Source organism: Pseudomonas sp. HY7a-MNA-CIBAN-0227 (genome assembly GCF_040310325.1).
Taxonomy (GTDB): domain Bacteria; phylum Pseudomonadota; class Gammaproteobacteria; order Pseudomonadales; family Pseudomonadaceae; genus Aquipseudomonas.
The window spans coordinates 40060-64277 of record NZ_JBEOPT010000016.1 but is presented as its reverse complement, the minus strand read 5'-3'; the positions used below and the strand labels follow the sequence as shown (position 1 = coordinate 64277).

Annotated in this window: 20 protein-coding genes and 1 other RNA gene; 10 read left to right on the top strand and 11 right to left on the bottom strand. The window is 58.2% G+C overall.

Annotated features, from left to right (window positions below; genetic code table 11):
* Positions 1 to 19: 19 nt before the first annotated feature.
* The 7 genes from greA to grpE form a co-directional block, all read right to left on the bottom strand.
* Complete coding sequence (gene greA / locus AAEZ06_RS22320) at positions 20 to 496, bottom strand: transcription elongation factor GreA (RefSeq protein ID WP_149413229.1); 477 nt, start codon at positions 494 to 496, stop codon at positions 20 to 22.
* On the bottom strand, positions 493 to 3714 hold the full coding sequence (gene carB, locus AAEZ06_RS22315; RefSeq protein WP_350616290.1) for a carbamoyl-phosphate synthase large subunit: 3222 nt from the start codon (positions 3712 to 3714) through the stop codon (positions 493 to 495). Before carB ends, greA begins: the two co-directional genes overlap by 4 nt.
* A 105-nt stretch (positions 3715 to 3819) precedes the next feature.
* Positions 3820 to 4956 carry a glutamine-hydrolyzing carbamoyl-phosphate synthase small subunit gene (gene carA / locus AAEZ06_RS22310; protein WP_133103498.1) on the bottom strand — a complete coding sequence of 379 codons (1137 nt, stop codon included), beginning with the start codon at positions 4954 to 4956 and terminating at the stop codon, positions 3820 to 3822.
* 259 nt (positions 4957 to 5215) lie between these two features.
* On the bottom strand, positions 5216 to 6022 hold the full coding sequence (dapB, locus tag AAEZ06_RS22305; protein ID WP_149413232.1) for a 4-hydroxy-tetrahydrodipicolinate reductase: 807 nt from the start codon (positions 6020 to 6022) through the stop codon (positions 5216 to 5218).
* Positions 6023 to 6032: 10 nt separating this feature from the next.
* Positions 6033 to 7157 (bottom strand): molecular chaperone DnaJ, encoded by a 1125-nt coding sequence (dnaJ, locus tag AAEZ06_RS22300; protein ID WP_350616287.1) that lies wholly within the window; start codon positions 7155 to 7157, stop codon positions 6033 to 6035.
* Between the two features lie 324 nt (positions 7158 to 7481).
* Positions 7482 to 9398, bottom strand: coding sequence for a molecular chaperone DnaK (gene dnaK / locus AAEZ06_RS22295; RefSeq protein WP_350616285.1), 1917 nt, complete (start codon positions 9396 to 9398; stop codon positions 7482 to 7484).
* Positions 9399 to 9501: 103 nt separating this feature from the next.
* Complete coding sequence (gene grpE / locus AAEZ06_RS22290; protein WP_149413235.1) at positions 9502 to 10071, bottom strand: nucleotide exchange factor GrpE; 570 nt, start codon at positions 10069 to 10071, stop codon at positions 9502 to 9504.
* Positions 10072 to 10314: 243 nt separating this feature from the next.
* On the opposite strand from grpE, the gene recN reads away from it, so the two are divergent.
* The gene (gene recN, locus AAEZ06_RS22285) at positions 10315 to 11988 is read left to right on the top strand and encodes a DNA repair protein RecN (protein ID WP_350616283.1); all 1674 of its coding nucleotides are present in this window, start codon (positions 10315 to 10317) and stop codon (positions 11986 to 11988) included.
* Between the two features lie 97 nt (positions 11989 to 12085).
* On the opposite strand, the gene fur is transcribed toward recN, so the two are convergent.
* The gene (gene fur / locus AAEZ06_RS22280) at positions 12086 to 12490 is read right to left on the bottom strand and encodes a ferric iron uptake transcriptional regulator (protein ID WP_133103545.1); all 405 of its coding nucleotides are present in this window, start codon (positions 12488 to 12490) and stop codon (positions 12086 to 12088) included.
* Between the two features lie 98 nt (positions 12491 to 12588).
* Here fur and AAEZ06_RS22275 point away from each other — a divergent pair, with 98 nt between their 5' ends.
* The gene (locus tag AAEZ06_RS22275) at positions 12589 to 13116 is read left to right on the top strand and encodes an outer membrane protein assembly factor BamE (protein WP_133103492.1); all 528 of its coding nucleotides are present in this window, start codon (positions 12589 to 12591) and stop codon (positions 13114 to 13116) included.
* A 61-nt stretch (positions 13117 to 13177) separates the two neighbouring features.
* Here AAEZ06_RS22275 and AAEZ06_RS22270 read toward each other — a convergent pair whose 3' ends face one another.
* Positions 13178 to 13492: an RnfH family protein gene (locus tag AAEZ06_RS22270; RefSeq protein WP_149413237.1), complete on the bottom strand. Its 315-nt coding sequence runs from the start codon at positions 13490 to 13492 to the stop codon at positions 13178 to 13180.
* Entirely contained in the window at positions 13485 to 13919 is a 435-nt protein-coding gene (locus AAEZ06_RS22265) for a type II toxin-antitoxin system RatA family toxin (RefSeq protein ID WP_149413238.1), read from the bottom strand. The genes AAEZ06_RS22270 and AAEZ06_RS22265 overlap by 8 nt, the downstream gene beginning before the upstream one ends.
* A gap of 169 nt (positions 13920 to 14088) precedes the next feature.
* Between AAEZ06_RS22265 and smpB the strand changes: the two genes are divergently transcribed.
* Positions 14089 to 14571: an SsrA-binding protein SmpB gene (gene smpB, locus AAEZ06_RS22260; protein ID WP_133103657.1), complete on the top strand. Its 483-nt coding sequence runs from the start codon at positions 14089 to 14091 to the stop codon at positions 14569 to 14571.
* 96 nt (positions 14572 to 14667) lie between these two features.
* Here the strand turns inward: smpB and AAEZ06_RS22255 are convergent, their stop codons facing one another.
* Positions 14668 to 15435, bottom strand: a complete 768-nt coding sequence (locus AAEZ06_RS22255; RefSeq protein ID WP_149413239.1) for an FCD domain-containing protein — start codon at positions 15433 to 15435, stop codon at positions 14668 to 14670.
* 263 nt (positions 15436 to 15698) lie between these two features.
* On the opposite strand from AAEZ06_RS22255, the gene AAEZ06_RS22250 reads away from it, so the two are divergent.
* From AAEZ06_RS22250 to ssrA, 7 genes are all read left to right on the top strand, one after another.
* Entirely contained in the window at positions 15699 to 17393 is a 1695-nt protein-coding gene (locus AAEZ06_RS22250) for a lactate permease LctP family transporter (RefSeq protein WP_149413240.1), read from the top strand.
* A 138-nt stretch (positions 17394 to 17531) separates the two neighbouring features.
* Entirely contained in the window at positions 17532 to 18356 is an 825-nt protein-coding gene (locus tag AAEZ06_RS22245; RefSeq protein WP_149413241.1) for a (Fe-S)-binding protein, read from the top strand.
* Complete coding sequence (locus tag AAEZ06_RS22240) at positions 18353 to 19807, top strand: LutB/LldF family L-lactate oxidation iron-sulfur protein (RefSeq protein ID WP_149413242.1); 1455 nt, start codon at positions 18353 to 18355, stop codon at positions 19805 to 19807. Before AAEZ06_RS22245 ends, AAEZ06_RS22240 begins: the two co-directional genes overlap by 4 nt.
* Positions 19807 to 20478, top strand: a complete 672-nt coding sequence (locus AAEZ06_RS22235) for a LutC/YkgG family protein (RefSeq protein WP_133103662.1) — start codon at positions 19807 to 19809, stop codon at positions 20476 to 20478. The genes AAEZ06_RS22240 and AAEZ06_RS22235 overlap by 1 nt, the downstream gene beginning before the upstream one ends.
* Complete coding sequence (locus tag AAEZ06_RS22230) at positions 20475 to 23285, top strand: FAD-binding and (Fe-S)-binding domain-containing protein (protein WP_350616278.1); 2811 nt, start codon at positions 20475 to 20477, stop codon at positions 23283 to 23285. The genes AAEZ06_RS22235 and AAEZ06_RS22230 overlap by 4 nt, the downstream gene beginning before the upstream one ends.
* A 135-nt stretch (positions 23286 to 23420) precedes the next feature.
* On the top strand, positions 23421 to 23702 hold the full coding sequence (locus AAEZ06_RS22225) for a PA2433 domain-containing protein (RefSeq protein ID WP_149413244.1): 282 nt from the start codon (positions 23421 to 23423) through the stop codon (positions 23700 to 23702).
* Positions 23703 to 23805: 103 nt separating this feature from the next.
* Positions 23806 to 24199: a transfer-messenger RNA gene (gene ssrA, locus AAEZ06_RS22220) on the top strand.
* Positions 24200 to 24218: the final 19 nt, after the last annotated feature.

Sequence of the window (24218 nt, the reverse complement as noted above, 5' to 3'; positions counted from 1 at the left end):
ACGTAGCGGGCGCCGCCTCTCAGATGTGACGAACTTCGACAATCTCGTACTCGATCACGCCACCAGGCGTCTTGACGGCCACCACATCACCCTCTTCCTTGGCAATCAAGGCGCGGGCCAGTGGCGAACCGACGGAGATCTTACCGAGTTTGAAGTCAGCCTCGTCCTCACCCACGATGTGGTAGGTCACGCGCTCATCAGTCTCGACGTTGGCAATTTCCACGGTCGTACCAAAAATCACCTTGCCGGTGCGCGGGATGGTCGTGACATCAATGATCACCGCGTTCTGCATACGACCTTCGATGTCACGGATCCGCGCTTCGACCATACCTTGCTGCTCACGAGCGGCGTGGTATTCGGCGTTTTCCTTCAGGTCACCCAATTCGCGGGCGGTCCCGATGTCCTGACTCAGCTTCGGACGGACAACCTTGGTCAGATGAGCGTGTTCTTCTTCCAGGGCCTTGGCGCCCTGGACTGTCATTGGGTACTTGATCATGCCTTCAATCCTGCGTGTAGATCCTGCAAGCGGCGCACAGTCTTTTCTGGACCAAACTTGAGCGCTTCACAGATAGCTTCGCCAGCAGCAATGGTGGTGGTGCAATAGATTTTGTGCTGCAAGGCGTTACGACGAATGGAGTAGGAGTCCGCAATCGACTGGCGACCTTCGGTGGTGTTGATGATCAGAGTGACTTCGTCATTCTTGATCATGTCGACCACGTGTGGACGGCCTTCCGTCACCTTGTTCACGCGACGCACCTTCAGGCCTGCCGCCTCGATCAGCTTGGCAGTCCCGACAGTAGCCACGATTTCAAAGCCCAAGTTGATCAGATCACGGGCCACGCCTGCAACCAGCGGCTTGTCATCATCACGCACGCTGATGAAGGCAGTACCGCCGGTCGGCAGCACTTCGCTCGCGCCCATCTGGGCCTTGGCGAACGCTTCACCGAAGGTGTCGCCCACACCCATCACTTCACCGGTAGACTTCATCTCTGGGCCCAGGATCGGGTCCACTCCAGGGAATTTGGCGAATGGGAACACCGCCTCTTTCACACTGTAGAAGTTCGGAATGATTTCCTTGGTGAAGCCGATTTCCTTCAAGGTCTTACCGGCCATCACACGTGCGGCAATCATTGCCAGGGAAACACCGATGCACTTGGAAACAAACGGCACGGTACGGGAAGCACGCGGGTTGACTTCGATGACGTAGATGTCTTCGCCTTGCAGCGCCAACTGTACGTTCATCAGACCTACCACACCCAACTCCAGGGCCATTTTCTTGACCTGTTCGCGCATCTCGTCCTGGATGTGCGATGGCAGCGAATACGGCGGCAGCGAGCAAGCGGAGTCACCCGAGTGAACACCCGCTTGTTCGATGTGCTGCATGATCGCGCCGATCACTACGTCGGTACCGTCGCAGATCGCATCCACGTCCATTTCGATGGCGCAGTTGAGGAAGTGGTCCAGCAGCACCGGGCTGTCGTTGGAGACTTTCACCGCATCGCGCAGGTAACGCTTGAGCTCTTCTTCCTCGTAGACGATTTCCATCGCCCGGCCGCCCAGTACGTAGGACGGACGCACCACCAGCGGGTAACCGATCTTGCTGGCTGCACGGATGGCTTCGTCTTCGCTGCGCACGGTGGAGTTTGGCGGTTGACGCAAGTTCAGGCGCTCGACCATCTGCTGGAAGCGCTCACGGTCTTCGGCACGGTCAATGGCGTCAGGGCTGGTGCCGATGATCGGTACGCCGGCCTCTTCCAGGGCACGAGCCAATTTCAGCGGGGTTTGGCCGCCGTACTGGACGATCACGCCTTTTGGCTTCTCTACCCGAACGATTTCCAGCACGTCTTCCAGGGTCACTGGTTCAAAGTACAGGCGATCCGAGGTGTCGTAGTCAGTGGAAACGGTTTCAGGGTTGCAGTTGACCATGATGGTCTCGTAACCGTCTGCGCGCAGGGCCAGTGCCGCGTGTACGCAGCAGTAATCGAACTCGATGCCCTGACCGATACGGTTGGGACCACCGCCAAGGATCATGATCTTGTCGCGGCCCGACGGTGCGGCTTCGCACTCTTCCTCGTACGTCGAGTAGAGATAAGCGGTGTCGGTGGCAAACTCGGCGGCGCAGGTGTCAACGCGCTTATAGACCGGGTACACCTCAAGCTTGTGACGGTGGCGACGCAGGCTTTTCTCGGTGACGCCCAGCAGCTTGGCCAGGCGCATATCGGAGAAGCCCTTGCGCTTGAGCTTGTACATCATGTCGCGGTCGATGCTGGCCAGACCCAGGGTCTTGACCTTCTCTTCGTCCTTGATCAGGTCTTCGATCTGTACCAGGAACCACGGGTCGATCATGTTCATGCCGAAGATCTCTTCGACGGTCATGCCGGCGCGGAAGGCATCAGCCACGTACCAGATACGCTCGGCGCCCGGCACGGTCAGCTCACGCTTGAGCACGCTCATACTTTCCGGATTGCTCAGGTCGAGCTTCTCGTCCAGGCCGCAAACGCCCACTTCCAGGCCGCGCAGGGCTTTCTGCAGGGACTCCTGGAAGGTCCGACCGATGGCCATGACTTCACCCACCGACTTCATCTGAGTGGTCAGGCGGGCGTCGGCTTTCGGGAATTTTTCGAAGGCAAAACGCGGTAGCTTGGTCACAACATAGTCGATGGACGGCTCGAAGGACGCCGGGGTCTTGCCGCCGGTGATGTCGTTCGACAGCTCGTCCAGGGTATAACCCACAGCCAGCTTGGCCGCGATCTTGGCAATCGGGAAGCCAGTGGCTTTCGACGCCAGGGCCGAAGAGCGCGAAACACGCGGATTCATCTCGATCACGACCATACGGCCGGTGTTCGGGCAGATACCGAACTGAACGTTGGAGCCACCAGTTTCCACGCCGATCTCACGCAGTACCGCCAGGGAGGCATTACGCAGGATCTGGTATTCCTTGTCGGTCAGGGTTTGTGCAGGAGCCACGGTGATCGAATCACCAGTGTGCACACCCATCGGGTCAAAGTTTTCAATGGAGCAAACGATGATGCAGTTGTCCTTTTTGTCGCGGACAACCTCCATCTCGTATTCTTTCCAGCCGATCAAGGATTCGTCGATCAGCAGCTCTTTGGTCGGCGACAGGTCCAGACCACGAGCGCAGATTTCTTCGAACTCTTCACGGTTGTAAGCGATACCGCCACCGGTACCGCCCATGGTGAAGGACGGACGGATGATGCACGGGAAGCCAAGCTTCTCGAGGACCACGTTGGCCTCTTCCATGTTGTGGGCGATACCCGAGCGCGGGCAATCAAGGCCGATGGACTTCATCGCCTTGTCGAAACGCGACCGGTCTTCAGCCTTGTCGATGGTGTCGGCATTGGCGCCGATCATCTCTACGCCGAACTTTTCCAGAACGCCTTCGCGCTCCAGGTCCAGGGCGCAGTTCAGTGCAGTCTGGCCGCCCATGGTTGGCAGCAGTGCGTCCGGACGCTCTTTTTCGATAATCTTGGCAACGGTCTGCCACTTGATCGGCTCGATATAGGTGGCGTCGGCCATGTCCGGATCGGTCATGATGGTGGCTGGGTTGGAGTTCACCAGGATGACGCGGTAACCCTCCTCGCGCAGGGCTTTACAGGCCTGGGCGCCGGAGTAGTCGAATTCGCAGGCCTGGCCGATCACGATCGGGCCAGCGCCGAGAATCAGGATGCTTTTTATGTCTGTACGTTTTGGCATGGGTTTGTCACTCAAATCCGCAGGTCAGTCGGCAAGCCGTCTTGAACAATCCTTGAAGAGCCTGAGGGGGCCGCCGGTTTCCCGTGCCGCCCTCAGGCCACTCATTTAGCGTCGCTTGGCCATCTCATTGATGAAACGGTCGAACAGCGGCGCTACGTCGTTCGGGCCTGGGCTTGCTTCAGGGTGGCCCTGGAAGCTGAACGCGCTCTTGTCTGTGCGCTCGATACCTTGCAGGGAGCCGTCGAACAGCGACTTGTGAATCGCTCGGACGTTGCCCGGCAAGGTCGCTTCATCCACCGCAAAACCGTGGTTCTGGCTGGTGATCATGACGACGCCGGTATCCAGGTCCTGCACCGGGTGGTTGGCACCGTGATGGCCGTGGCCCATTTTCAGGGTCTTGGCACCGGAGGCCAGAGCCAACAGCTGGTGACCCAGGCAAATGCCGAATACCGGAATCTCGGTCTCCAACACGTCCTTGATGGCCTGAATCGCATAGTCGCAAGGCTCCGGGTCACCCGGGCCGTTGGACAGGAACACACCGTCCGGCTGCAAGGCCAGTACGTCGCTGGCCGGGGTTTGCGCCGGCACCACGGTCACGCGGCAACCGCGCTCGACCAGCATGCGCAAGATGTTGTGCTTGATACCGTAGTCGTAAGCCACTACGTGATACGGCAGCTCGGAGGCTTCGATGGTGGCATGGCTGTCGGTCTTCAAGTCCCAGACAGTGGAGCGCCACTCGTACTTTTCCTTAGTACTGACAACTTTCGCCAGGTCCATGCCTTTCAGGCCAGGGAAACCTTGCGCCGCGGCAATCGCTGCTGCTTCGGAAATATTGTCACCGGCCATGATGCAGCCGCTCTGCGAGCCTTTTTCACGCAGGATGCGTGTCAGGCGACGCGTATCAATACCTGCGATGGCCACTACGTTGTTGGCTTTCAGGTAATCGGACAGGGACATCGTGCTACGCCAGTTGCTCGCAACCAGTGGCAGGTCACGAATAACCAGACCGGCCGACCAGACACGATCAGACTCGGCATCTTGCGGCGTAGTGCCGGTATTACCGATGTGCGGATAGGTCAGGGTAACGATCTGTTGGGCGTAGGAAGGATCGGTAAGGATTTCCTGATAGCCGGTCATGGCGGTGTTGAACACCACCTCTCCAACGGTCTGACCGTCGGCTCCAATGGCTTCGCCGCGAAAAATGCTGCCATCAGCAAGGGCGAGTATGGCTGGCTTAGTCAAGAAGACCTCCCGTAAATAAAGCCTGAAAGGGCGATCGCAGGTTGCAAAAAAGCGGAGTGACGTATGGACACGTCACCCCGCTTCTTCACTGAATTATTCTGCGCGCTTTTAGTGGACACACTAAAGCTGTAGCTTACAGAAAAAGGCTTTTTTGGTCCACCGCTAATGAGCCTTAAAGGCAGGGGAATGCGACAGGACATCGCTTAGCGGGTAAAAACAGGGCCCAAGGTTAATGCCTGAGCCCTGTTTTAGCTACTGCTTAACGCAGTTCAAGCACATCTTGCATGTCGTACAGGCCAGGCTCACGACCGTCCAACCACAACGCCGCACGCACCGCACCCTTGGCGAAAGTCATACGACTGGAAGCCTTGTGCGTGATCTCAAGGCGCTCACCCTCTGCCGCGAACAACACCGTGTGATCACCCACCACATCACCGCCGCGAACGGTAGCAAAGCCGATGGTTTCACGATCGCGCACGCCGGTATGGCCTTCGCGGCCATACACCGCCACTTTCGAAAGATCACGGCCCAGCGCATCGGCGATCACTTCACCCATGCGCATCGCCGTACCCGACGGCGCATCGACCTTGTGCCGGTGATGAGCTTCGATAATTTCGATGTCCGCATCATCACCCAACACACGAGCTGCCATGTCGAGCAACTTCAGCGACAGATTGACACCAACACTGAAGTTGGCAGCAAACACAATCGGGATATCCTTACCCGCTGCAACCAACAGCTGCTTTTGCTCGGCATTCAAGCCGGTGGTGCCAATGACCATGGCCTTGCCCGCCTTGCGGCAGAACGCCAGGTTTTTCAGCATCACCTCTGGAAGCGTGAAATCGATCAACACATCGAACTCATCAATAACCTTTTCCAGGCTACCGGACAACGACACACCGATCCTGCCCAGCGATGCCAACTCACCGGCATCGGCGCCGATCAGTGTGCTGTCCGGCCGAACGATCGCCGCCGTCAGACCCGACAGAGGCGAGCGCTGCTGCACCGCCTCAACCAGGTTCTTGCCCATGCGTCCGGCCGCGCCCATCACAGCTATACGTCGCATACTCACGTCCTTACAGGTCGCCGAAGAAGCGCTTCACGCCTTCAAACCAGCCAGCAGTCTTGGGCGAATGAGTGTCATCGCCCGCCAGGGAACTGCGCAACTCTTCCAGCAGCTCGCGCTGACGACGACCGAGGTTGACCGGCGTCTCTACCGCCACACGACACATCAAGTCGCCAGCACCACCACCGCGCACCGGCGCAACGCCTTTGCCACGGATACGGAACTGCTTGCCGGTCTGCGTACCCTCGGGAATTTTGAGTTTGACCCGACCATCCAGTGTCGGAATCTCCAACTCACCACCCAGAGCCGCATCGACGAAGCTGATCGGCACTTCACAAAACAGATGTTTACCGTCGCGCTGGAAGATAGCGTGCTCACGCACATTGATCACCACGTACAGGTCGCCCGCGGGACCACCTTGCGCGCCCGCCTCACCCTCACCCGACAGGCGAATGCGGTCACCGGTATCAACACCCGATGGCACTTTCACCGAAAGGGTCTTGTACTCTTCGACACGGCCTTCACCGTGGCAGGAGTCGCACGGATCGGAAATGATCTTGCCCTGGCCATGGCAGCGCGGGCAGGTTTGCTGCACCGAGAAGAAGCCTTGCTGCATGCGAACCTGACCGATACCACCACAGGTCGGGCAAGTGATCGGCGAGGAGCCTTTCTTGGCGCCCGCACCGTCGCACGACTTGCAGTTGACCAGTGTCGGCACACGGATATTGACGCTGGTGCCACGCACTGCTTCTTCGAGGTTCAGCTCAAGGGTGTAGCGCAGGTCGCTACCACGCTGGGCACCGCCACGCTGACCGCCACGACCACCACCAAAGAAGTCACTGAACACGTCGCCGAAAATATCGGAGAAGTTCTGGCCGCCAAAACCGGCACCGCCGCCACCCATGCTTGGATCAACGCCAGCGTGGCCATACTGATCGTAGGCCGCCCGCTTGTTTGGATCACACAGGCACTCGTAGGCCTCGTTGGCCTCTTTGAACAAATCTTCGGATTCTTTGTTATCCGGATTACGGTCCGGGTGGTGCTTCATCGCCAGGCGACGGTAAGCCTTTTTCAGGTCCGCCTCGCTGGAACCGCGCTCCACACCCAACACTATGTAATAGTCACGCTTTGCCATAAGTCTTTGCACTCTTAAGGACGTTCGGCAAACCCCTCCTGAGCCTCGCCAAACTCGTTGAGCCCCAATACAGGCCCGGACCCAACTCACGTCAATTCAACGATCCTGGTCTTAAATGTTTTCAGCCAGGAACCCAGCCAAAAAAGCGGCGACTGTCGCTCGGAAAGCAGGAGCATCCCCGATCACACCGCCAGCATCCGAACGCTGTCGCATGCTGTAAAAATTCGCGTGCCCCAGACACGCCAACGCGGGAGCAAGCTCCCGCGCGGCGACATCCTACCAGTCACCGCCTGAAAGCGGTCAACCGGCCGACCAACTTACTGCTTACTTGTTTTCTTTGACTTCTTCGAACTCGGCATCGACAACATCGTCGTGCTTGGCTTCAGGCTCTGCTTGCTGCGCAGCGCCATCAGCCGGCTGGCCTTGCTCGGCATACATCTTCTGAGCCACTGGCGCGGAGACCTTTGACAGTTCCTCAACCTTGGCTTCGATAGCTGCCTTGTCGTCGCCTTTTACGGCGGCTTCCAGGGCAACTACAGCAGCTTCGATCGCAGTTTTCTCTTCGCCAGTCACTTTGTCGCCAGCATCAGCGACCATTTTGCGAGTCGAGTGAACCAGTGCATCACCCTGGTTACGGGCAGCTGCCAGCTCTTCGAACTTGCGATCTTCCTCGGCGTTGGTTTCAGCATCGCGAATCATCTGCTGAATTTCTTCCTCGGACAGACCGGAGTTGGCCTTGATCACGATCGACTGAGTCTTGCCGGTGGCCTTGTCTTTGGCGCCTACGTGCAGAATGCCGTTAGCGTCGATATCGAAGGTCACTTCAATTTGTGGCACGCCACGTGGTGCTGGTGGAATCTCGGCCAGGTCGAACTTGCCCAGGGATTTGTTCTGACCAGCTTGCTTACGCTCGCCTTGCAGCACGTGAATGGTCACAGCGCCCTGGTTGTCGTCGGCAGTCGAGAACACTTGCGATTTTTTGGTAGGAATCGTGGTGTTTTTCTCGATCAGCGCAGTCATCACGCCGCCCATGGTTTCGATACCCAGGGTCAACGGGCTTACGTCCAGCAGCAGAACGTCTTTCACGTCGCCGGCCAATACCGCGCCCTGGATGGCAGCACCCATGGCAACCGCTTCGTCCGGGTTGACGTCTTTACGCGCTTCTTTACCGAAGAACTCAGTCACCAGCTTCTGAACCAGTGGCATACGGGTCTGACCGCCGACCAGGATCACATCGTCGATCTTGCCAACTTCGATACCCGAGTCTTTCAGAGCAATGCGGCAAGGCTCGATGGTGCGTTGAACCAGGTCTTCAACCAGCGATTCCAGCTTGGCGCGGGAAATCTTCACGTTCAAGTGCTTAGGACCGGTGGCGTCTGCAGTGATGTACGGCAGGTTCACGTCAGTCTGCAGGCTCGAAGACAGTTCGATCTTGGCCTTCTCAGCAGCTTCCTTCAGGCGCTGCATCGCCAGCGGGTCACCCTTGAGGTTCATGCCGCTTTCTTTCTTGAATTCGTCAACGAGGTAGTCGATCAGACGAATGTCGAAGTCTTCACCACCCAGGAACGTGTCACCGTTGGTGGCCAACACTTCGAACTGGTGCTCGCCGTCGACTTCAGCGATTTCGATCACGGAAACGTCGAAAGTACCGCCACCCAGGTCATAAACGATCACAGTATGGTCGCCCCGAGCCTTGTCCATACCGTAAGCCAGAGCGGCCGCGGTTGGTTCGTTGATGATACGTTTTACGTCCAGACCAGCAATACGGCCGGCATCTTTGGTCGCCTGACGCTGACTGTCATTGAAGTAGGCCGGAACGGTAATGACCGCTTCAGTCACTGCTTCACCGAGGTAGTCTTCGGCGGTCTTTTTCATCTTTTTCAAGATTTCAGCCGAGATTTGTGGCGGCGACATTTTCTGGCCGTTTACTTCAACCCAGGCGTCACCGTTGTCAGCCTTGGCGATTTTGTAAGGGACCATCTTGATGTCTTTCTGTACGACTTCTTCGTCGAACTTACGACCGATCAGACGCTTCACCGCGTACAGGGTGTTATGCGGATTGGTCACAGCCTGACGCTTGGCAGACTGGCCCACCAGGATTTCGCCGTCGCTGGCATAGGCCACGATGGACGGAGTGGTGCGCGCGCCTTCGGCGTTTTCAATAACTTTGGATACGCCGTTTTCCAGCACGGAGACGCAGGAGTTGGTAGTCCCCAGGTCGATACCGATAATTTTGCCCATGATTTACTCTCCCGAAACTTTGGATTTGGTTGCCGCAGCAGTGGTGGCTAACTGCGGTAGCACTTAAACGCTTGACTTATAAATGGGGGCCTTGCGGCTAATTTCAAGCTTGCTCATCAATCGAAGGTGCAACCGGTGCAGGAGCCTTGCTCACCACCACCATCGCCGGACGCAACAAGCGACCGTTGAGCTGATAACCCTTCTGAAACACCTTCAATACGCTGCCAGGCTCAACATCTGCGCTTTCCTGCATCGCCATTGCCTGGTGATGCTCAGCGTTGAACGGCTCACCGCCTTGCGGATCGATGGCTTCCAACTGATAACGCTTCAGGGTGTCCTGGAACATTTTCAGGGTCAGTTCGATCCCTTCACGCATGGGGCGGATGTTTTCATCGTCCGGGCTGGACAACTCCAGGCCACGCTCCAGGCTGTCGATGATCGGCAACAGATCCCCGGCAAATTTTTCCAGAGCAAACTTGTGGGCTTTTTCTACATCCTGCTCAGCGCGACGGCGGACGTTCTGCAGATCGGCCGCAACACGCAAAGCCTGATCCTGAGCGCCTGCCAGTTGCTCTTCGAGCACTTGCACACGAGCCGCCAGGTCTTCACCCGATGCTTGCGAGGCCTGGTTGGCGTCTAGATTTTGCGTATCCAGCGTCTGTTCGTCAGCCATAGATTTCTCCTTTCAAAATCGTGCGCGAACTCGACTCGCGCTTCTGTTCCGGTATATGGGGCCACAATTTTCAGGTTCAAGGGCACGAATGTCTTTGGCATGTCTTGGATCAATTTCCCCGACTCATTCCTTGATGCAATAAAAAACACCTATCACCAAGTGAATCGAGCTAAGCGGCAGGATTGTCAGCCAAGAACAAAACACTGTATAAATAACCATACCTTAAGCTTGGGAGCGGCCGTCATGCTGGTGCACCTGTCTGTACACAACTACGCCATCGTTGAGCACCTGGATCTTGAACTGGATCGCGGGATGAGCGTAATCACAGGCGAAACCGGCGCCGGCAAGTCGATCATGCTTGATGCCCTGGGTCTCACCCTGGGCGATCGCGCCGACAGCGGCGTGGTTCGTCCAGGCGCCGACAAAACCGACATTCTCGCGACCTTTGACCTGGCGGATATCCCGGAAGCCGGCGCCTGGCTTGCCGAGCGCGATCTTGATAGCGATGGCCCATGCATCCTGCGCCGCGTGATCACCGCCGAAGGGCGCTCACGCGGCTATATCAACGGCACGCCCTGCCCTCTTGGCGACTTGAAAGCCCTGGGCGAGTTGCTGATTGACATCCACAGCCAGCATGAACACCAGTCCCTGCTGAAAACCGACACCCACCGCCGCCTTCTCGACGAATACGCTGGCGCAACCGACCTTGCGCGCCAAGTGCAATTGGCCGCACAGCGCTGGCGCCAGACCCGCCAGGAGCTGGAACGCCTCTCCAACTCCGGCGACGAGCAGCGCGCCCGCCACCAATTGCTCAGCTATCAGCTGGAAGAACTGGAAAGCCTGGGGCTGGGCGACACAGAGCTGGAGCAACTGGAGCAAGAGCACAAGAATCTGACCAATGCAGAAACCCTGCTGGGTATTTGCCGACAAGTGGTCGAGCAGTGCAGCGAGAGCGATTCCGGAAATGTGCTTAACGCACTGACCGCCAGCCTCAATCGCCTGTCGAGCGTGAACAATTCCTCCGGCTCGCTGAATGAAGCCACGACCCTGCTGACCAGCGCGCAGATTCAGGTGGAAGAGGCCGTGGGTGAGCTGAACCGGTTCCTTGACCATTTCGACGCCGACCCAGCGCGCCTGCAAGAGATAGAAGAGCGCCTGGACACTATCTACACACTGGCGCGCAAGCATCGAATCCAGCCAACCGAAGTGGCGACCATGCAGCAGAAGCTGCTGGATGAAATCGAAACACTAAATGCCAACGATGAATCCATCGAACGCCTGGCGGACGAACTGGCCTCCTTCGCACGTCATTATCAAGAGAAAGCCCGTGAACTGAGCGATCTGCGGCATCAGGCGGCCACCGGCCTGGCCTGCGCGGTGGAGCAGGAGATTCAACGCCTGGGCATGCCTGGCGGGCGCTTCACCATTGAACTGCACGCCAATACCAGTAATGAATTGCTGCCCAATGGCCTGGAGCAGGTGGAGCTACTGGTTAGCGCAAACCCTGGCCAACCGTTGAAAGCGCTGGCAAAGGTCGCATCCGGTGGCGAGCTATCGCGGATCAGCCTGGCGATCCAGGTCATTACCGCTCAGACCTCACGGGTTCCGACACTGGTATTCGACGAGGTGGACGTGGGGATCGGCGGGCCGACAGCCGAAATTGTCGGCCAACTTCTGCGCCGGCTGGGTGATCGCGGGCAAGTATTGACCGTTACCCACTTGCCACAGGTGGCTGCGCAAGGGCATCAGCACCTGTTTGTACATAAGGTGCGAGGCAGCGACGCAACCCATACTGCCGTGTCCAAGCTGAACAAGACCGAGCGGGTGGAAGAGGTGGCGCGCATGCTCGGCGGTATCGACCTGACCAAGGAATCCCTGGCCCACGCGAAAAAAATGGTCGTTACCGCGAAGGCCTGAGCCAAGCCTTACAGACCATTTCCCTCCCGACACAAAGCACGAAGGCGACCCTAAGGTCGCCTTCGATCGTTTCGCAAAGCGAATCTGCGTAGTTTTCTTACTTTTTCTTACGGATGTACAGAACCAAATTGTGATCCACCAATTCGACTCCGTGCGCCTCGGCGATAGCATTCTGGAGCTTCTCGATTTCCGGGCTGACGAATTCGACAACTTCGCCAGTTTCCACATCGACCATATGGTCGTGGTGGCCGCTGTCAGCCAATTCGAATACTGCATGACCGCCGTCGAAATTATGACGAACTACCAGCCCTGCGGCTTCAAACTGGGTCAGTACACGGTAAACCGTGGCCAGGCCGACATCCTCGTTAGACTCCATGAGCGCCTTGTAAACATCCTCAGCACTCATGTGGCGCTGCTCAGCAGAATCGAGCATTTGTAGAATTTTGACCCGTGGCAGGGTCACTTTAAGGCCGGCTTTACGAAGTTCGCTATTTTCAACCATGGTCAGCTTTCTCGCGGATGCTGCTTCGCAGCTTCTCTTAATACGGGTATGATCGGCGTTTACGTTGTCCCAGCCAAGATAGTGGAAGTCGCCCACCGATGCAAAACACCAAGCTCTTGCTAACCAGTTTCACCTTTGTGGGACTGCTCGCACTCGCCGGTTGTTCATTCCCCGGGGTTTACAAAATCGACATCCAGCAGGGCAATGTCGTCACGCAGGACATGATAGACCAGTTACGCCCGGGAATGACCCGACGGCAAGTACGGTTTATTATGGGCAATCCCCTGCTGACTGACACATTCCATGCCGATCGCTGGGATTATCTCTATAGCCTGCAGCCTGGAGGCGGGGAACGCCAACAGGAGCGCGTCAGTGTCATCTTCAACGGCAATGACCAGCTCAGCAGCCTGTCCGGTGACTTCATGCCTGGCGTAAGCCGCGATGAAGCCCTGCTGGGCAAGGACAGCGGCACCAACGTCACTGCGCCTGCGCAGAATGGCGAACAGCCAAAGTCCGAGGTGCCAGCCAAGCCAGGCTCCTTGCTGGATAAAATCCAGAAAGACGTCGACGGTGTGCAAACTGTTCCGGTGCCAACTCCAGAACCTTTGGATTCCAGCCCGCAGTAAGTTTAAACGCCCAACAAAAAGCCCGGCATGCCGGGCTTTTTGTTGCCTGTGGTTTCACAAATCACCGAGTCTGCTGCTTCGCGCTGGCGGCCTTGGCCGCACGCAACCGGCGAACTTCTTTCGGATCAGCCATCAAAGGCCGGTATATCTCAATGCGATCCCCGGCTTGCACAGTACGAACATCGGCGTCGGCTACGACTTTCCCAAAGATTCCCAATGGACAGCCCGTCAGATCCAGCTCAGGAAACTGCGCCGCAACCCCCGACGCCAGCACTGCCGCCCTCACACTCGTGCCCGATGCAACCGCCAGCATCAACAACACCTGACGATCCACGGCGGCGTATACCACCTCAATTTCGATCAATGACTCAACCATGCAATTGCTTGGCCCGTTGGCAGAACGCATCCACCAACGTGTTCGCCGCCTGATTGAACAGCGGCCCGAGCGTAGCTCGCACGATAGGACCGGCATAATCGAACGCCAGGTCCAGGCTGATCTTGCAGGCTTTCTCCCCCAAGGGCTTGAACACCCAGACGCCATGCAACTGGCTGAACGGCCCTTCCTCCAGATTCATCTCGATGGAGTGGCCCGGCACCAACGTATTACGTGTAACGAAATGCTGACTGAGCCCGCCCTTGGCCACTGCCAGACTGGCACGCATGTGTTCATCGCTGCTCTCCAGCACCTCGGCAGACGAACACCAGGGCAGGAATTCCGGGTAACGCTCCACATCGTTAACCAGGTCATAGAGCGCTTGCGCCGGATAGGGCAACAGGGCCGAGCGTTGAATATGCGTCGTCATGTGAGCGTTATTTCCACAGCTGAGCGGCAAACATCGCGAAAGAACTACATGATTCGCGAAAGAAAGAAATCTAAAGAAGAGCGCGTATTGTCCGGGATTCAGCCAACACGCTCAAGCACGCAGGTTGACCGTAGCCGATACGCTCGCAACTCCCTATAATGCCGCCCCTATGGCTAAACAAAAGAAACACCCTACAGGGACCATCGCGCAAAATAAAAAGGCGCGACACGATTACTTCATCGAGCATCGGTTCGAAGCTGGTCTGGTCCTGGCCGGCTGGGAAGTAAAGAGTCTGCGTGCCAGCAAGCTACAGCTGGTCGACAGTTATGTGCTGCTCAAGGATGGCGAAGCGTGGCTGCTCGGCAGCCATATCACGCCGCTGACCGCTGCCAGCACCCACGTCATCGCCGACCCGGTACGCACCCGCAAGCTGTTGCTCAATGCCCGCGAACTGGAGAAGCTGGCCGCCGCCGTGCAACAAAAGGGTTACGCGTGCATCTGCCTGTCGTGGTACTGGAGCAAGCACTTGGTCAAGTGCGAAATCGCTCTGGGCAAGGGCAAGAAGGAATACGACAAGCGTGACACCGAGCGCGAGCGCGATTCCGACCGAGAATTGCAGCGTGCCGTACGTAACAAGGGCAAGGAAGATTAATCTTTCGCTCTAAATATGTGGCGCGATTGAAAAGATCGCAGCCAGCGGCCGCTCCTGAAAGAGCTACCGCAGGCTGCGATTTTTTGCATTAAACAATCACACCCCTTTACGCCGCTCCGCCCGAGCCATGCGCTGAACCTCCTGACGCACTTCCTCCAACACTTCCTGCACATACAGCAGGTGACGCGTGGAGACTTCCCGCGCCTGCTCGGCTCTCCCCTCGATAATTGCCAGGTACAAATCCCGGTGCTGACTGATCAGCATGTCCCGGGTTTCTGTGCGCTGCTGGTACATGCCGCCAATGTTGGTGACCACGTTGCGCTTGAGCAGGTCGAACAGGCCGCGAATGGTGTGCAGCAGCACTGCGTTGTGGCTGGCCTCGGCGATGGCCAGGTGAAACCTGGCGTCCGCCGCCCCCTCTTCCGCCCGGCTCACTTCATCAACCCGCGTGTAGCAATCCTGCAATGTTTCAAAGGCGGCGGTCAGCCGCTCGCGGTCCACTTCGGTGGCGCGCTGTGCAGCGTAATAGGCGCAAGACGCTTCGAGGGTCTGGCGAAACTCCAGCAGATCACGCTGGGCTTCCGGGTTATTTTCCAGCAGGCACAGCAGCGGATCACTGAAGGTTGAGCCCAGGGTTTCAACCACATAGTTGCCACCGCCCTGGCGACTGACCAACAAACCTTTGGCGGACAGCTTCTGAATCGCCTCACGCAACGACGGGCGTGACACGCCGAACTGCTCGGCCAGTGCGCGCTCGGCCGGCAAGCGTTCGCCCGACTTCAACGTGCCCTCAAGGATCATCCCCTCAAGCTGCTCGACAATATCGTCAGACAAACGGCGCTGACGCACCTGATCAAACCCCATAACTCACTCTCCACCATCCCGACCAAGTCGCCGAGCTCTCTATTCTGGCCTATTGCCGCGCTGCCGGCACCTATCAGAGCCCCTTTGATTTAGCCGCCCAGATCATTTGCCCCCCCAGCATTCGACCAAAGTTTCACAAGCGACAAATTGACACATCGGCCCCAAGGCTTTTAACCTAGCCAACAGCGATTGTATATTGGTATTACCAATTAACCAAATCAGCTGCACAGTGCATGACCAACAACAATTAGGGGCCACCCCATATGCAAACCTGGCAACAGCTCTACAGTCCACTCGGCAGCCTCGGCTTGTCCGCATTGGCCGCCGTTATTCCCATCGTATTTTTCTTCCTGGCCCTGGCCGTGTTTCGCCTTAAAGGCCACGTCGCGGGCAGCATCACATTGGCACTGTCGATCCTGGTGGCGATCTTCGCCTTCCAGATGCCGGTAGACATGGCGCTCGCCGCTGCTGGCTATGGATTTGCCTACGGCCTATGGCCGATCGCCTGGATCATTGTCGCCGCCGTATTCCTCTACAAACTGACGGTCAAGAGCGGCCAGTTCGAAGTTATCCGCAGCTCCGTGCTGTCGATTACCGACGACCAGCGCCTGCAAGTGCTGCTGATTGGCTTCTGCTTCGGCGCATTCCTCGAAGGTGCAGCCGGTTTCGGTGCTCCGGTAGCGATTACCGCCGCACTGTTGGTAGGACTGGGCTTCAACCCCCTGTACGCCGCCGGCCTGTGCCTGATTGCCAACACCGCGCCCGTGGCCTTCGGCGCGCTGGGTATCCCGATCATCGTTGCCGGCCAGGTGACGGGCATCGACGCCTTCAAGATTGGCGCCATGACCGGTCGCCAATTGCCGCTGCTGTCGCTGTTCGTGCCGTTCTGGCTAGTATTCATGATGGACGGCCTACGCGGCGTCAAAGAAACCTGGCCGGCAGCACTGGTGGCGGGCCTGAGCTTCGCCATCACCCAGTACTTCACCTCTAACTTCATCGGCCCGGAACTGCCGGACATCACCTCGGCCCTGGCCAGCCTGATTTCCTTGACCCTGTTCCTGAAAGTCTGGCAACCCAAGCGCACCGCAGGCGCACAAATTGCCGGGGCAACCTCCAGCGCAGCCGTCACTGCCCGCGTCGGCGGTTTCGGCCAACCTCGTACTTCCGTGGCTTCGCCCTACAGCCTTGGGGAAATTTTCAAAGCCTGGTCACCGTTCCTGATTCTGACGGTACTGGTCACCATCTGGACCCTCAAACCATTCAAGGCGATGTTCGCTGCTGGCGGCTCGATGTACAGCTGGGTCTTCAATTTCGCGATCCCCCACCTGGACCAACTGGTGGTCAAGGTTGCCCCGATCGTCACCAACCCGACCGCCATTCCTGCGGTGTTCAAACTGGACCCTATTTCCGCCACCGGCACGGCCATTTTCTTCTCGGCACTGATCTCTATGGCAGTGCTGAAAATCGATTTCAAAACTGGTCTGACCACTTTGAAAGAGACCTTCTACGAGTTGCGTTGGCCAATCCTGTCCATCGGCATGGTGCTGGCGTTCGCGTTTGTTACCAACTACTCCGGCATGTCGTCGACCATGGCCCTGGTCCTGGCCGGTACCGGCGCAGCATTTCCCTTCTTCTCACCATTCCTCGGTTGGCTGGGGGTATTCCTGACCGGTTCCGACACGTCGTCCAACGCCCTGTTCAGCTCCCTGCAAGCCACCACCGCCCACCAGATTGGTGTCAGCGACACCCTGCTGGTCGCGGCAAATACCAGCGGCGGCGTGACCGGCAAGATGATTTCCCCACAATCGATCGCCGTGGCCTGCGCAGCAACAGGCTTGGTGGGCAAAGAGTCCGACCTGTTCCGCTTCACCCTCAAGCACAGCCTGTTCTTCGCCACGATTGTCGGGCTGATCACCCTGGCCCAGGCCTACTGGCTCACCGGCATGCTGGTGCACTAAGCCGTGCAGGGATTAGGGTAAGAACCGACGCCGGACAGCGATTCCGGCGTCAGCTATTCACAACCCGGTCTGTAAGGCCGCCGAGCAATCAGCGGCCAACACGGACGGATAACCGGGACCACCCGGAGAATGCGCCTGATGAGCGAGCTTTTTTACAATGCCGTGCCTAATGCCACCCGTGTCGCGCCGCCCTTGGCCGAACCGCGCCAGTACCCCGGAGTAAAACCTCAACAGGTCTACCTGTTCGGTACCTGCGTAGTGGACCTGTTTTATCCCGAAGCCGGGATGGACGCGATTCACCTGCTGGAGCGCGAAGGCATTCGCGTCAACTACCCCCAGGGACAAAGCTGCTGCGGGCAACCAGCCTACACCTCGGGTTACACAGAACAGGCCCGACAAGTGGCACGCTCACAACTGGCACTGTTTGCCGATGACTACCCGGTGGTGGTGCCTTCAGGCTCCTGCGCGGGCATGTTGCGCGAGCACTATGCCGACCTGTTCAAGGACGAGCCCGAAACGCTCAAACAGGTGCAGGCCCTCGCCGCTCGCACCTACGAGTTGGCGGAGTTCCTGCTGTTCGTGTGCAAGGTCCAGCTCAAGGACAGCGGTGCACCGGTTAAGGTGGCGCTGCATACCTCTTGCTCGGCACGCCGGGAAATGAACACCCACCTGCATGGCCGTGAACTGCTGGCGCAACTGAACAACGTCGAGCGGGTCGATCACAGCCACGAAAGCGAATGCTGCGGTTTCGGCGGGACGTTCAGCGTGCGCATGCCGGATATTTCCGGGGCGATGGTCGCCGACAAGACCCGAGCCCTGAAAGAGTCCGGCGCCCACCAAGTGTTAAGCGCCGATTGCGGCTGCCTGATGAACATCAATGGCTCCCTGGAGAAACAGCAGGCTGCATTGCGCGGTCAGCACCTGGCCAGCTTTCTCTGGCAGCGAACCGGGGGTGCACAATGAACACCGCCACGCTGATCCCCACCGTCGACGTGTCGGAAGATTTCCGCACCCGTGCCCATCAGGCATTGGGTGACGCACAACTGCGAAACAACTTTCGCAGCGCGATGGATTCGCTGATGACCAAACGGGCAGCGTCTTTTAGCGATGCCCACGAACGTGAACACCTGCGAGCCCTGGGCAATGCTGTGCGTGCCCGGGCGCTGTCCAAATTGCCTGACCTGCTGGAGCAGCTTGAACAGAACCTGACCCGCAACGGCGTCAAGGTGCACTGGGCGCAAACAGTCGAAGAGGCCAACGCCATCGTGCTGTCGATCATCCGCGAGCGCCAAGCCACACAGGTGATCAAGGGCAAATCCATGGTCAGTGAAGAGATGGACATGAACCACGTCCTCGCCGCCCAGGGCATTGAATGCCTGGAGTCGGACATGGGCGAGTTCATTGTTCAACTGGACCACGAGAAGCCTTCCCACATCATCATGCCGGCCATTCACAAGAACGCCGGCCAGGTCGCGTCGCTGTTCCACGAAAAATTGGGCGTGGAGTACACCAAGGACGTCGATCAACTGATCCAGATTGGCCGTAAAGTCTTGCGGCAAAAATTCTTCGAAGCCGACATTGGCGTCTCCGGTGTCAACTTCGCCGTGGCCGAAACCGGCACCCTGCTGCTGGTGGAAAACGAAGGCAACGGGCGCATGTCGACCACCGTGCCGCCAGTGCATATTGCCGTCACTGGCATAGAAAAGGTCGTCGAAAACCTGCGGGATGTGGTACCGCTGTTGTCGTTGCTGACCCGCTCGGCCCTTGGCCAGCCGATCACCACCTACGTCAACATGATCTCCGGCCCGCGCAAGGCCGATGAATTGGACGGCCCCGAGCACGTGCATCTGGTACTGCTGGACAACGGCCGCAGCCAGGCCTTTGCCGACAGCGAACTGCGTCAGACCCTCAACTGCATCCGCTGCGGCGCCTGTATGAATCACTGCCCGGTGTACACGCGAATCGGCGGCCATGCCTACGGCGAGGTGTACCCAGGCCCTATCGGAAAAATCATCACCCCACATATGGTCGGCCTGGCGAAAGTCCCCGATCATCCCAGTGCTTCGTCGTTGTGCGGCGCCTGCGGTGAAGTGTGCCCGGTAAAAATACCAATCCCTGCGCTGCTGCGTCGCCTGCGGGAAGAGAACGTCAAAGCCCCCGATAGCCCTCATCAGGTGATGCGCGGCCAAGGCAGCAAGTACTCGCGCAAGGAACGTTTTATCTGGAATGCGTGGGCCCGACTCAATAGTTCACCGACGCTGTACCGGCTGTTTGCCTTCTGCGCCACCCGTCTGCGCGCCCTGGCGCCAAACAACCTCGGGCCGTGGACGCAAAACCACAGTGCGCCGAAACCCGCCGCACGCTCACTGCATGACCTGGCCCGCGAGCATCTGGCCAAACAGGGAGATCGCTGATGAGCGCCAAGCACAACATCCTCGCCAAATTGCGCCATAGTCTGACGGGCACCACGCCGGTGCCTGACAACTTCGACGAAGCCCTGGTGACGGAGATCTACACCTACACTGCCGAGCAACGTATCCCGCAACTGCGCAAGCTGATGGAAGCGGTACACACTGAAATCCACCTGACGTCTGGTGCCGGCTGGCCAACGTTGCTGGCGCAACTGCTGCAAGACCGAACATTGCCCAGCCTGCTGATCGCCCCAACCACGCCCCACGGCCGGTGTGTTACCGAACACTGGGCGAACAATCCGCATCTGCCGGTGCTAAAAGCCTACAACCGTCCGGTAGAAGAGTGGAAAGCCGAGCTGTTCAATGACACCCCAGCCAGTCTTACAACAACCCTGGGCGCTATCGCCGCAACCGGTAGCTTGATTCTCTGGCCAACGCGGGAAGAGCCGCGCCTGATGAGCCTGGTGCCGCCGGTGCATTTCGCCCTGCTCAAGGCCAGTGAGATTTACGATAATTTCTATCAGGTCCAGCAGCAATTCGCCTGGGCCCAAGGCATGCCCACCAACGCCCTGCTGGTATCCGGTCCGTCGAAGACCGCCGACATCGAACAGGTACTGGCCTACGGTGCCCACGGCCCGAAAGACTTGGTGGTGTTGATCCTGGAGGACCAATGAGTCTGCCCGCAGCGTTCCTTGATGATGTCGCACGGCTGATCCCGAAAGATCGGCGCTTCGACGATGCGCTTTCCACTCTGGCATTCGGCACCGACGCCAGCTTTTACCGACTGATCCCACAGCTGGTCATCCGCGTAGAGTCGGAAGAGGAAGTAGTCGACCTGCTGCAACTGGCCCAGCGCGACCGCGTACCGGTGACCTTTCGCGCCGCTGGCACCAGCCTTTCCGGTCAGGCCATCAGCGATTCAGTATTGATCGTGCTCGGCGACAACTGGAACGGTCGCGAGATTCGCGGCCAAGGTATGCAAATCCGCCTGCAACCTGGGGTAATCGGCGCCCAGGCCAACGCCTGGCTGGCACCGTTCGGACGCAAGATAGGCCCTGACCCTGCGTCGATCAACGCCTGCAAGATCGGCGGCATCGTCGCCAACAACGCCAGCGGCATGTGCTGCGGTACGGCGCAGAACACCTACCACACACTGGCCGGAATCCGCCTGGTGCTGGCCGATGGCAGCCGCCTCGACACCGAAGATAGGGTCAGCGTCTCGGCATTCCGTGAGCAGCACGGTGACCTGCTTGAACGCCTGGCGACCCTGGGCCGCGAGACCCGGGCCAATGCTGAATTGGCCGCAAAAATTCGCCACAAATACCGTCTGAAAAATACCACCGGCCTGTCACTCAACGCGTTAGTGGACTTCGACGAACCACTGGATATCCTCAGCCATCTGCTGGTGGGCTCAGAGGGCACCCTGGGGTTTATCAGCGCAGTGACTTACGACACAGTCATCGACCACCCGAACAAAGCCTCGGCGCTGATCGTATTCCCAGACGTTGAAACTTGCTGCAACGCAGTAACGGTGCTGAAAACCCAGCCGGTTTCAGCGGTCGAACTACTGGATCGGCGCAGTATGCGTTCGGTGCAGGACAAACCCGGCATGCCGGCTTTCGTACAGCAACTGTCGGAAAACGCCTGCGCGCTATTGATCGAATCCCGCGCTGCATCGTCCTCGCTGCTCCATGAACAACTGGCGCTGATCATGGCATCCCTGGCCGGTTTCCCGGTGGAGAAGCAAGTCGACTTCACTGAAGATCCGCTGGAAAACGCCCGCCTCTGGGCCATCCGAAAAGATACCTTCCCTGCCGTCGGTGCCGTACGCAAAACCGGCACCACCGTAATCATCGAAGACGTCACCTTCCCCGTGGAACAACTGGCTATCGGCGTAAACCGCCTGATCAAGTTGTTCGACAAACATCACTACGACGAAGCCATCCTTTTCGGACACGCTTTGGAAGGCAATCTGCACTTTGTCTTCACCCAAGGCTTCAACAGTGCCGAAGAAGTCACACGCTACCAGGCGTTCATGGACGACGTGGCACAATTGGTGGCGGTGGAGTTCGGCGGCTCGCTGAAGGCCGAACACGGCACTGGCCGAAATATGGCGCCCTTCGTCGAGCTGGAATGGGGCAGCGATGCTTATCAACTGATGTGGCAACTCAAGCGCCTGCTCGACCCCAACGGCATTCTCAACCCGAACGTGGTGCTCAGCGAAGACCCGCAAATCCACCTGAAAAACCTCAAGCCTCTGCCGGCTGCCGACGAGTTGGTGGATAAGTGCATCGAGTGCGGTTTTTGCGAACCGGTATGCCCATCGAAAGGCCTGACCTTGAGCCCGCGCCAGCGCATTGTGATCTGGCGCGATATCCAGGCGAAAAAACGCGCCGGCATCGACACCACCGAACTTGAAGAGGCTTACCGCTATCAGGGCATCGACACCTGCGCCGCCACCGGGCTTTGCGCTCAACGCTGCCCCGTAGGCATCAATACCGGTGACCTGGTGAAAAAGCTGCGCAGCCGTGACGCCGACCACACGAAAACAGCGGAGTGGCTGGCGACGCATTTTGCAACAGTATTGCAAGGCGCACGCTTTACCCTGCACGTAGCCAACGGTGCGCGGATGTTGCTGGGCGCGCCACGCCTGGCAAAACTTTCCGCCACGGTGACCAAGCTGTCCAAGGGGCAAATCCCCCAATGGACCAACGCCATGCCGCAGCCGGAAAAGGCCATTCGTTTCAGTCCGACCGTCAACGATGAACGGCCACGAGTGGTTTACCTGGCGGCTTGCGTATCCCGAACCATGGGGCCGGCGGCGAGCGACAAGGAACAGATGTCGCTGTACGACAAAACCCGTGGCCTGCTGGAAAAGGCCGGTTATCAAGTAGTCTTCCCAGACAATCAGGACAGCCTCTGCTGCGGCCAGCCTTTCGCGTCCAAAGGCTACGCCGAGCAAGCCGAGCACAAGCGCCAGGAACTGATCGGCGCCCTGCTTCACGCCAGCCGTGGCGGCCTTGACCCGATTTATTGCGACACCAGCCCTTGCACCCTGCGCCTGGTTCAAGACTTGGGCGAAACGCGCCTGGACCTCTACGACCCGGTGCGCTTCATCCGCACACACTTGATGGACCGCCTCGACTTCACGCCTCAAGACGCGCCCATCGCCGTGCATGTCACCTGCAGCACCCAGCATCTGGGTGAAAGCCAGGCCTTGATCGACCTGGCCCGGCGATGCAGCAAAAACGTAGTGATCCCCGAAGGCATTCACTGCTGCGGTTTTGCCGGTGACAAGGGTTTCACCACACCCGAGCTGAACGCTCACTCACTGCGATCCCTGAAAGAGGCGGTGCAATATTGCAGCGAGGGCATCTCCACCAGCCGTACCTGCGAGATCGGCCTGAGCCAGCATGGCGGGATTGATTATCACGGTTTGGTGTACCTGGTGGATCGTGTCACTCAGGCGCGAAGTCACTAATCCGGCAATAAAACAGAACCCCTGCGCGCCAACGTAGTCATCTGCATAGGCCTCGGCGAACGAGGCTCATCAGTGACCTCGCTGGCTGCACGGAAATCCGGCGGCATCGAGCCCTCTTTGCACAAGGAGATACCCATGAAGCGTTCCGCTCTTGCTGGTTTGTTCGTTACCGCTGCAATGCTGGCTTCCCCGGTGTTTGCAGCCGGTACAACCGATGACCTGTGCCAGATCAATCTGGACAAAATCAACAACGGGAAAGCGTTGCTCGCCACTGACACCAGCGGCAAAAGCGGCGAAATTGATACGGCCGTCTCCCAAGCCAAAGCCGCCCATGCAGCGGGGGACGACAAGAGATGTATCGAGATCACCTCCAAGGCCCTGCAAGATCTGCAGGACAGCGACAAAGGCGGCAAGTAATTCGCCAACCGCTCAAGGCCAACCTTCGGGTTGGCCTTCTGTGACCGTTTGACGTACACTGCGCAGGCTTGTCGCTCATTAAGAAACACCGAGCAACAAGCACGGGGCCGTTTAGGATTCGACGCTGGTTGCGAACCTTTAGGTGCATGCCGAGTTGGTAACAGAACTCGTAAATCCACTGTTGCAACTTTCTATAGTTGCCAATGACGAAACCTACGGGGAATACGCTCTCGCTGCGTAAGCAGCCTTAGCCCTTCCCTCCTGGTACCTTCGGGTCCAGCAATCATCAGGGGATGTCTGTAAACCCAAAGTGATTGTCATATAGAACAGAATCGCCGTGCAGTACGTTGTGGACGAAGCGGCTAAAACTTACACAACTCGCCCAATGCACCCTGCCCGTCGGGCGGCTGAGGGTTAACTCAATAGACACGGCTACGCATGTAGTACCGACAGCAGAGTACTGGCGGACGGGGGTTCAAATCCCCCCGGCTCCACCAAATATACATCTAAAGACGT

Coding starts and splice junctions, on each gene's coding strand:
- carB (WP_350616290.1), bottom strand. CDS start 3,714: ATGCCAAAACGTACAGACATAAAAAGCATCCTGATTCTCGGCGCTGGC.
- recN (WP_350616283.1), top strand. CDS start 10,315: ATGCTGGTGCACCTGTCTGTACACAACTACGCCATCGTTGAGCACCTG.
- dnaK (WP_350616285.1), bottom strand. CDS start 9,398: ATGGGCAAAATTATCGGTATCGACCTGGGGACTACCAACTCCTGCGTC.
- AAEZ06_RS22230 (WP_350616278.1), top strand. CDS start 20,475: ATGAGTCTGCCCGCAGCGTTCCTTGATGATGTCGCACGGCTGATCCCG.
- AAEZ06_RS22250 (WP_149413240.1), top strand. CDS start 15,699: ATGCAAACCTGGCAACAGCTCTACAGTCCACTCGGCAGCCTCGGCTTG.
- AAEZ06_RS22270 (WP_149413237.1), bottom strand. CDS start 13,492: ATGGTTGAGTCATTGATCGAAATTGAGGTGGTATACGCCGCCGTGGAT.
- AAEZ06_RS22265 (WP_149413238.1), bottom strand. CDS start 13,919: ATGACGACGCATATTCAACGCTCGGCCCTGTTGCCCTATCCGGCGCAA.
- AAEZ06_RS22255 (WP_149413239.1), bottom strand. CDS start 15,435: ATGGGGTTTGATCAGGTGCGTCAGCGCCGTTTGTCTGACGATATTGTC.
- AAEZ06_RS22245 (WP_149413241.1), top strand. CDS start 17,532: ATGAGCGAGCTTTTTTACAATGCCGTGCCTAATGCCACCCGTGTCGCG.
- AAEZ06_RS22275 (WP_133103492.1), top strand. CDS start 12,589: ATGCAAAACACCAAGCTCTTGCTAACCAGTTTCACCTTTGTGGGACTG.
- fur (WP_133103545.1), bottom strand. CDS start 12,490: ATGGTTGAAAATAGCGAACTTCGTAAAGCCGGCCTTAAAGTGACCCTG.
- dnaJ (WP_350616287.1), bottom strand. CDS start 7,157: ATGGCAAAGCGTGACTATTACATAGTGTTGGGTGTGGAGCGCGGTTCC.
- grpE (WP_149413235.1), bottom strand. CDS start 10,071: ATGGCTGACGAACAGACGCTGGATACGCAAAATCTAGACGCCAACCAG.
- AAEZ06_RS22225 (WP_149413244.1), top strand. CDS start 23,421: ATGAAGCGTTCCGCTCTTGCTGGTTTGTTCGTTACCGCTGCAATGCTG.
- AAEZ06_RS22235 (WP_133103662.1), top strand. CDS start 19,807: ATGAGCGCCAAGCACAACATCCTCGCCAAATTGCGCCATAGTCTGACG.
- greA (WP_149413229.1), bottom strand. CDS start 496: ATGATCAAGTACCCAATGACAGTCCAGGGCGCCAAGGCCCTGGAAGAA.
- smpB (WP_133103657.1), top strand. CDS start 14,089: ATGGCTAAACAAAAGAAACACCCTACAGGGACCATCGCGCAAAATAAA.
- AAEZ06_RS22240 (WP_149413242.1), top strand. CDS start 18,353: ATGAACACCGCCACGCTGATCCCCACCGTCGACGTGTCGGAAGATTTC.
- dapB (WP_149413232.1), bottom strand. CDS start 6,022: ATGCGACGTATAGCTGTGATGGGCGCGGCCGGACGCATGGGCAAGAAC.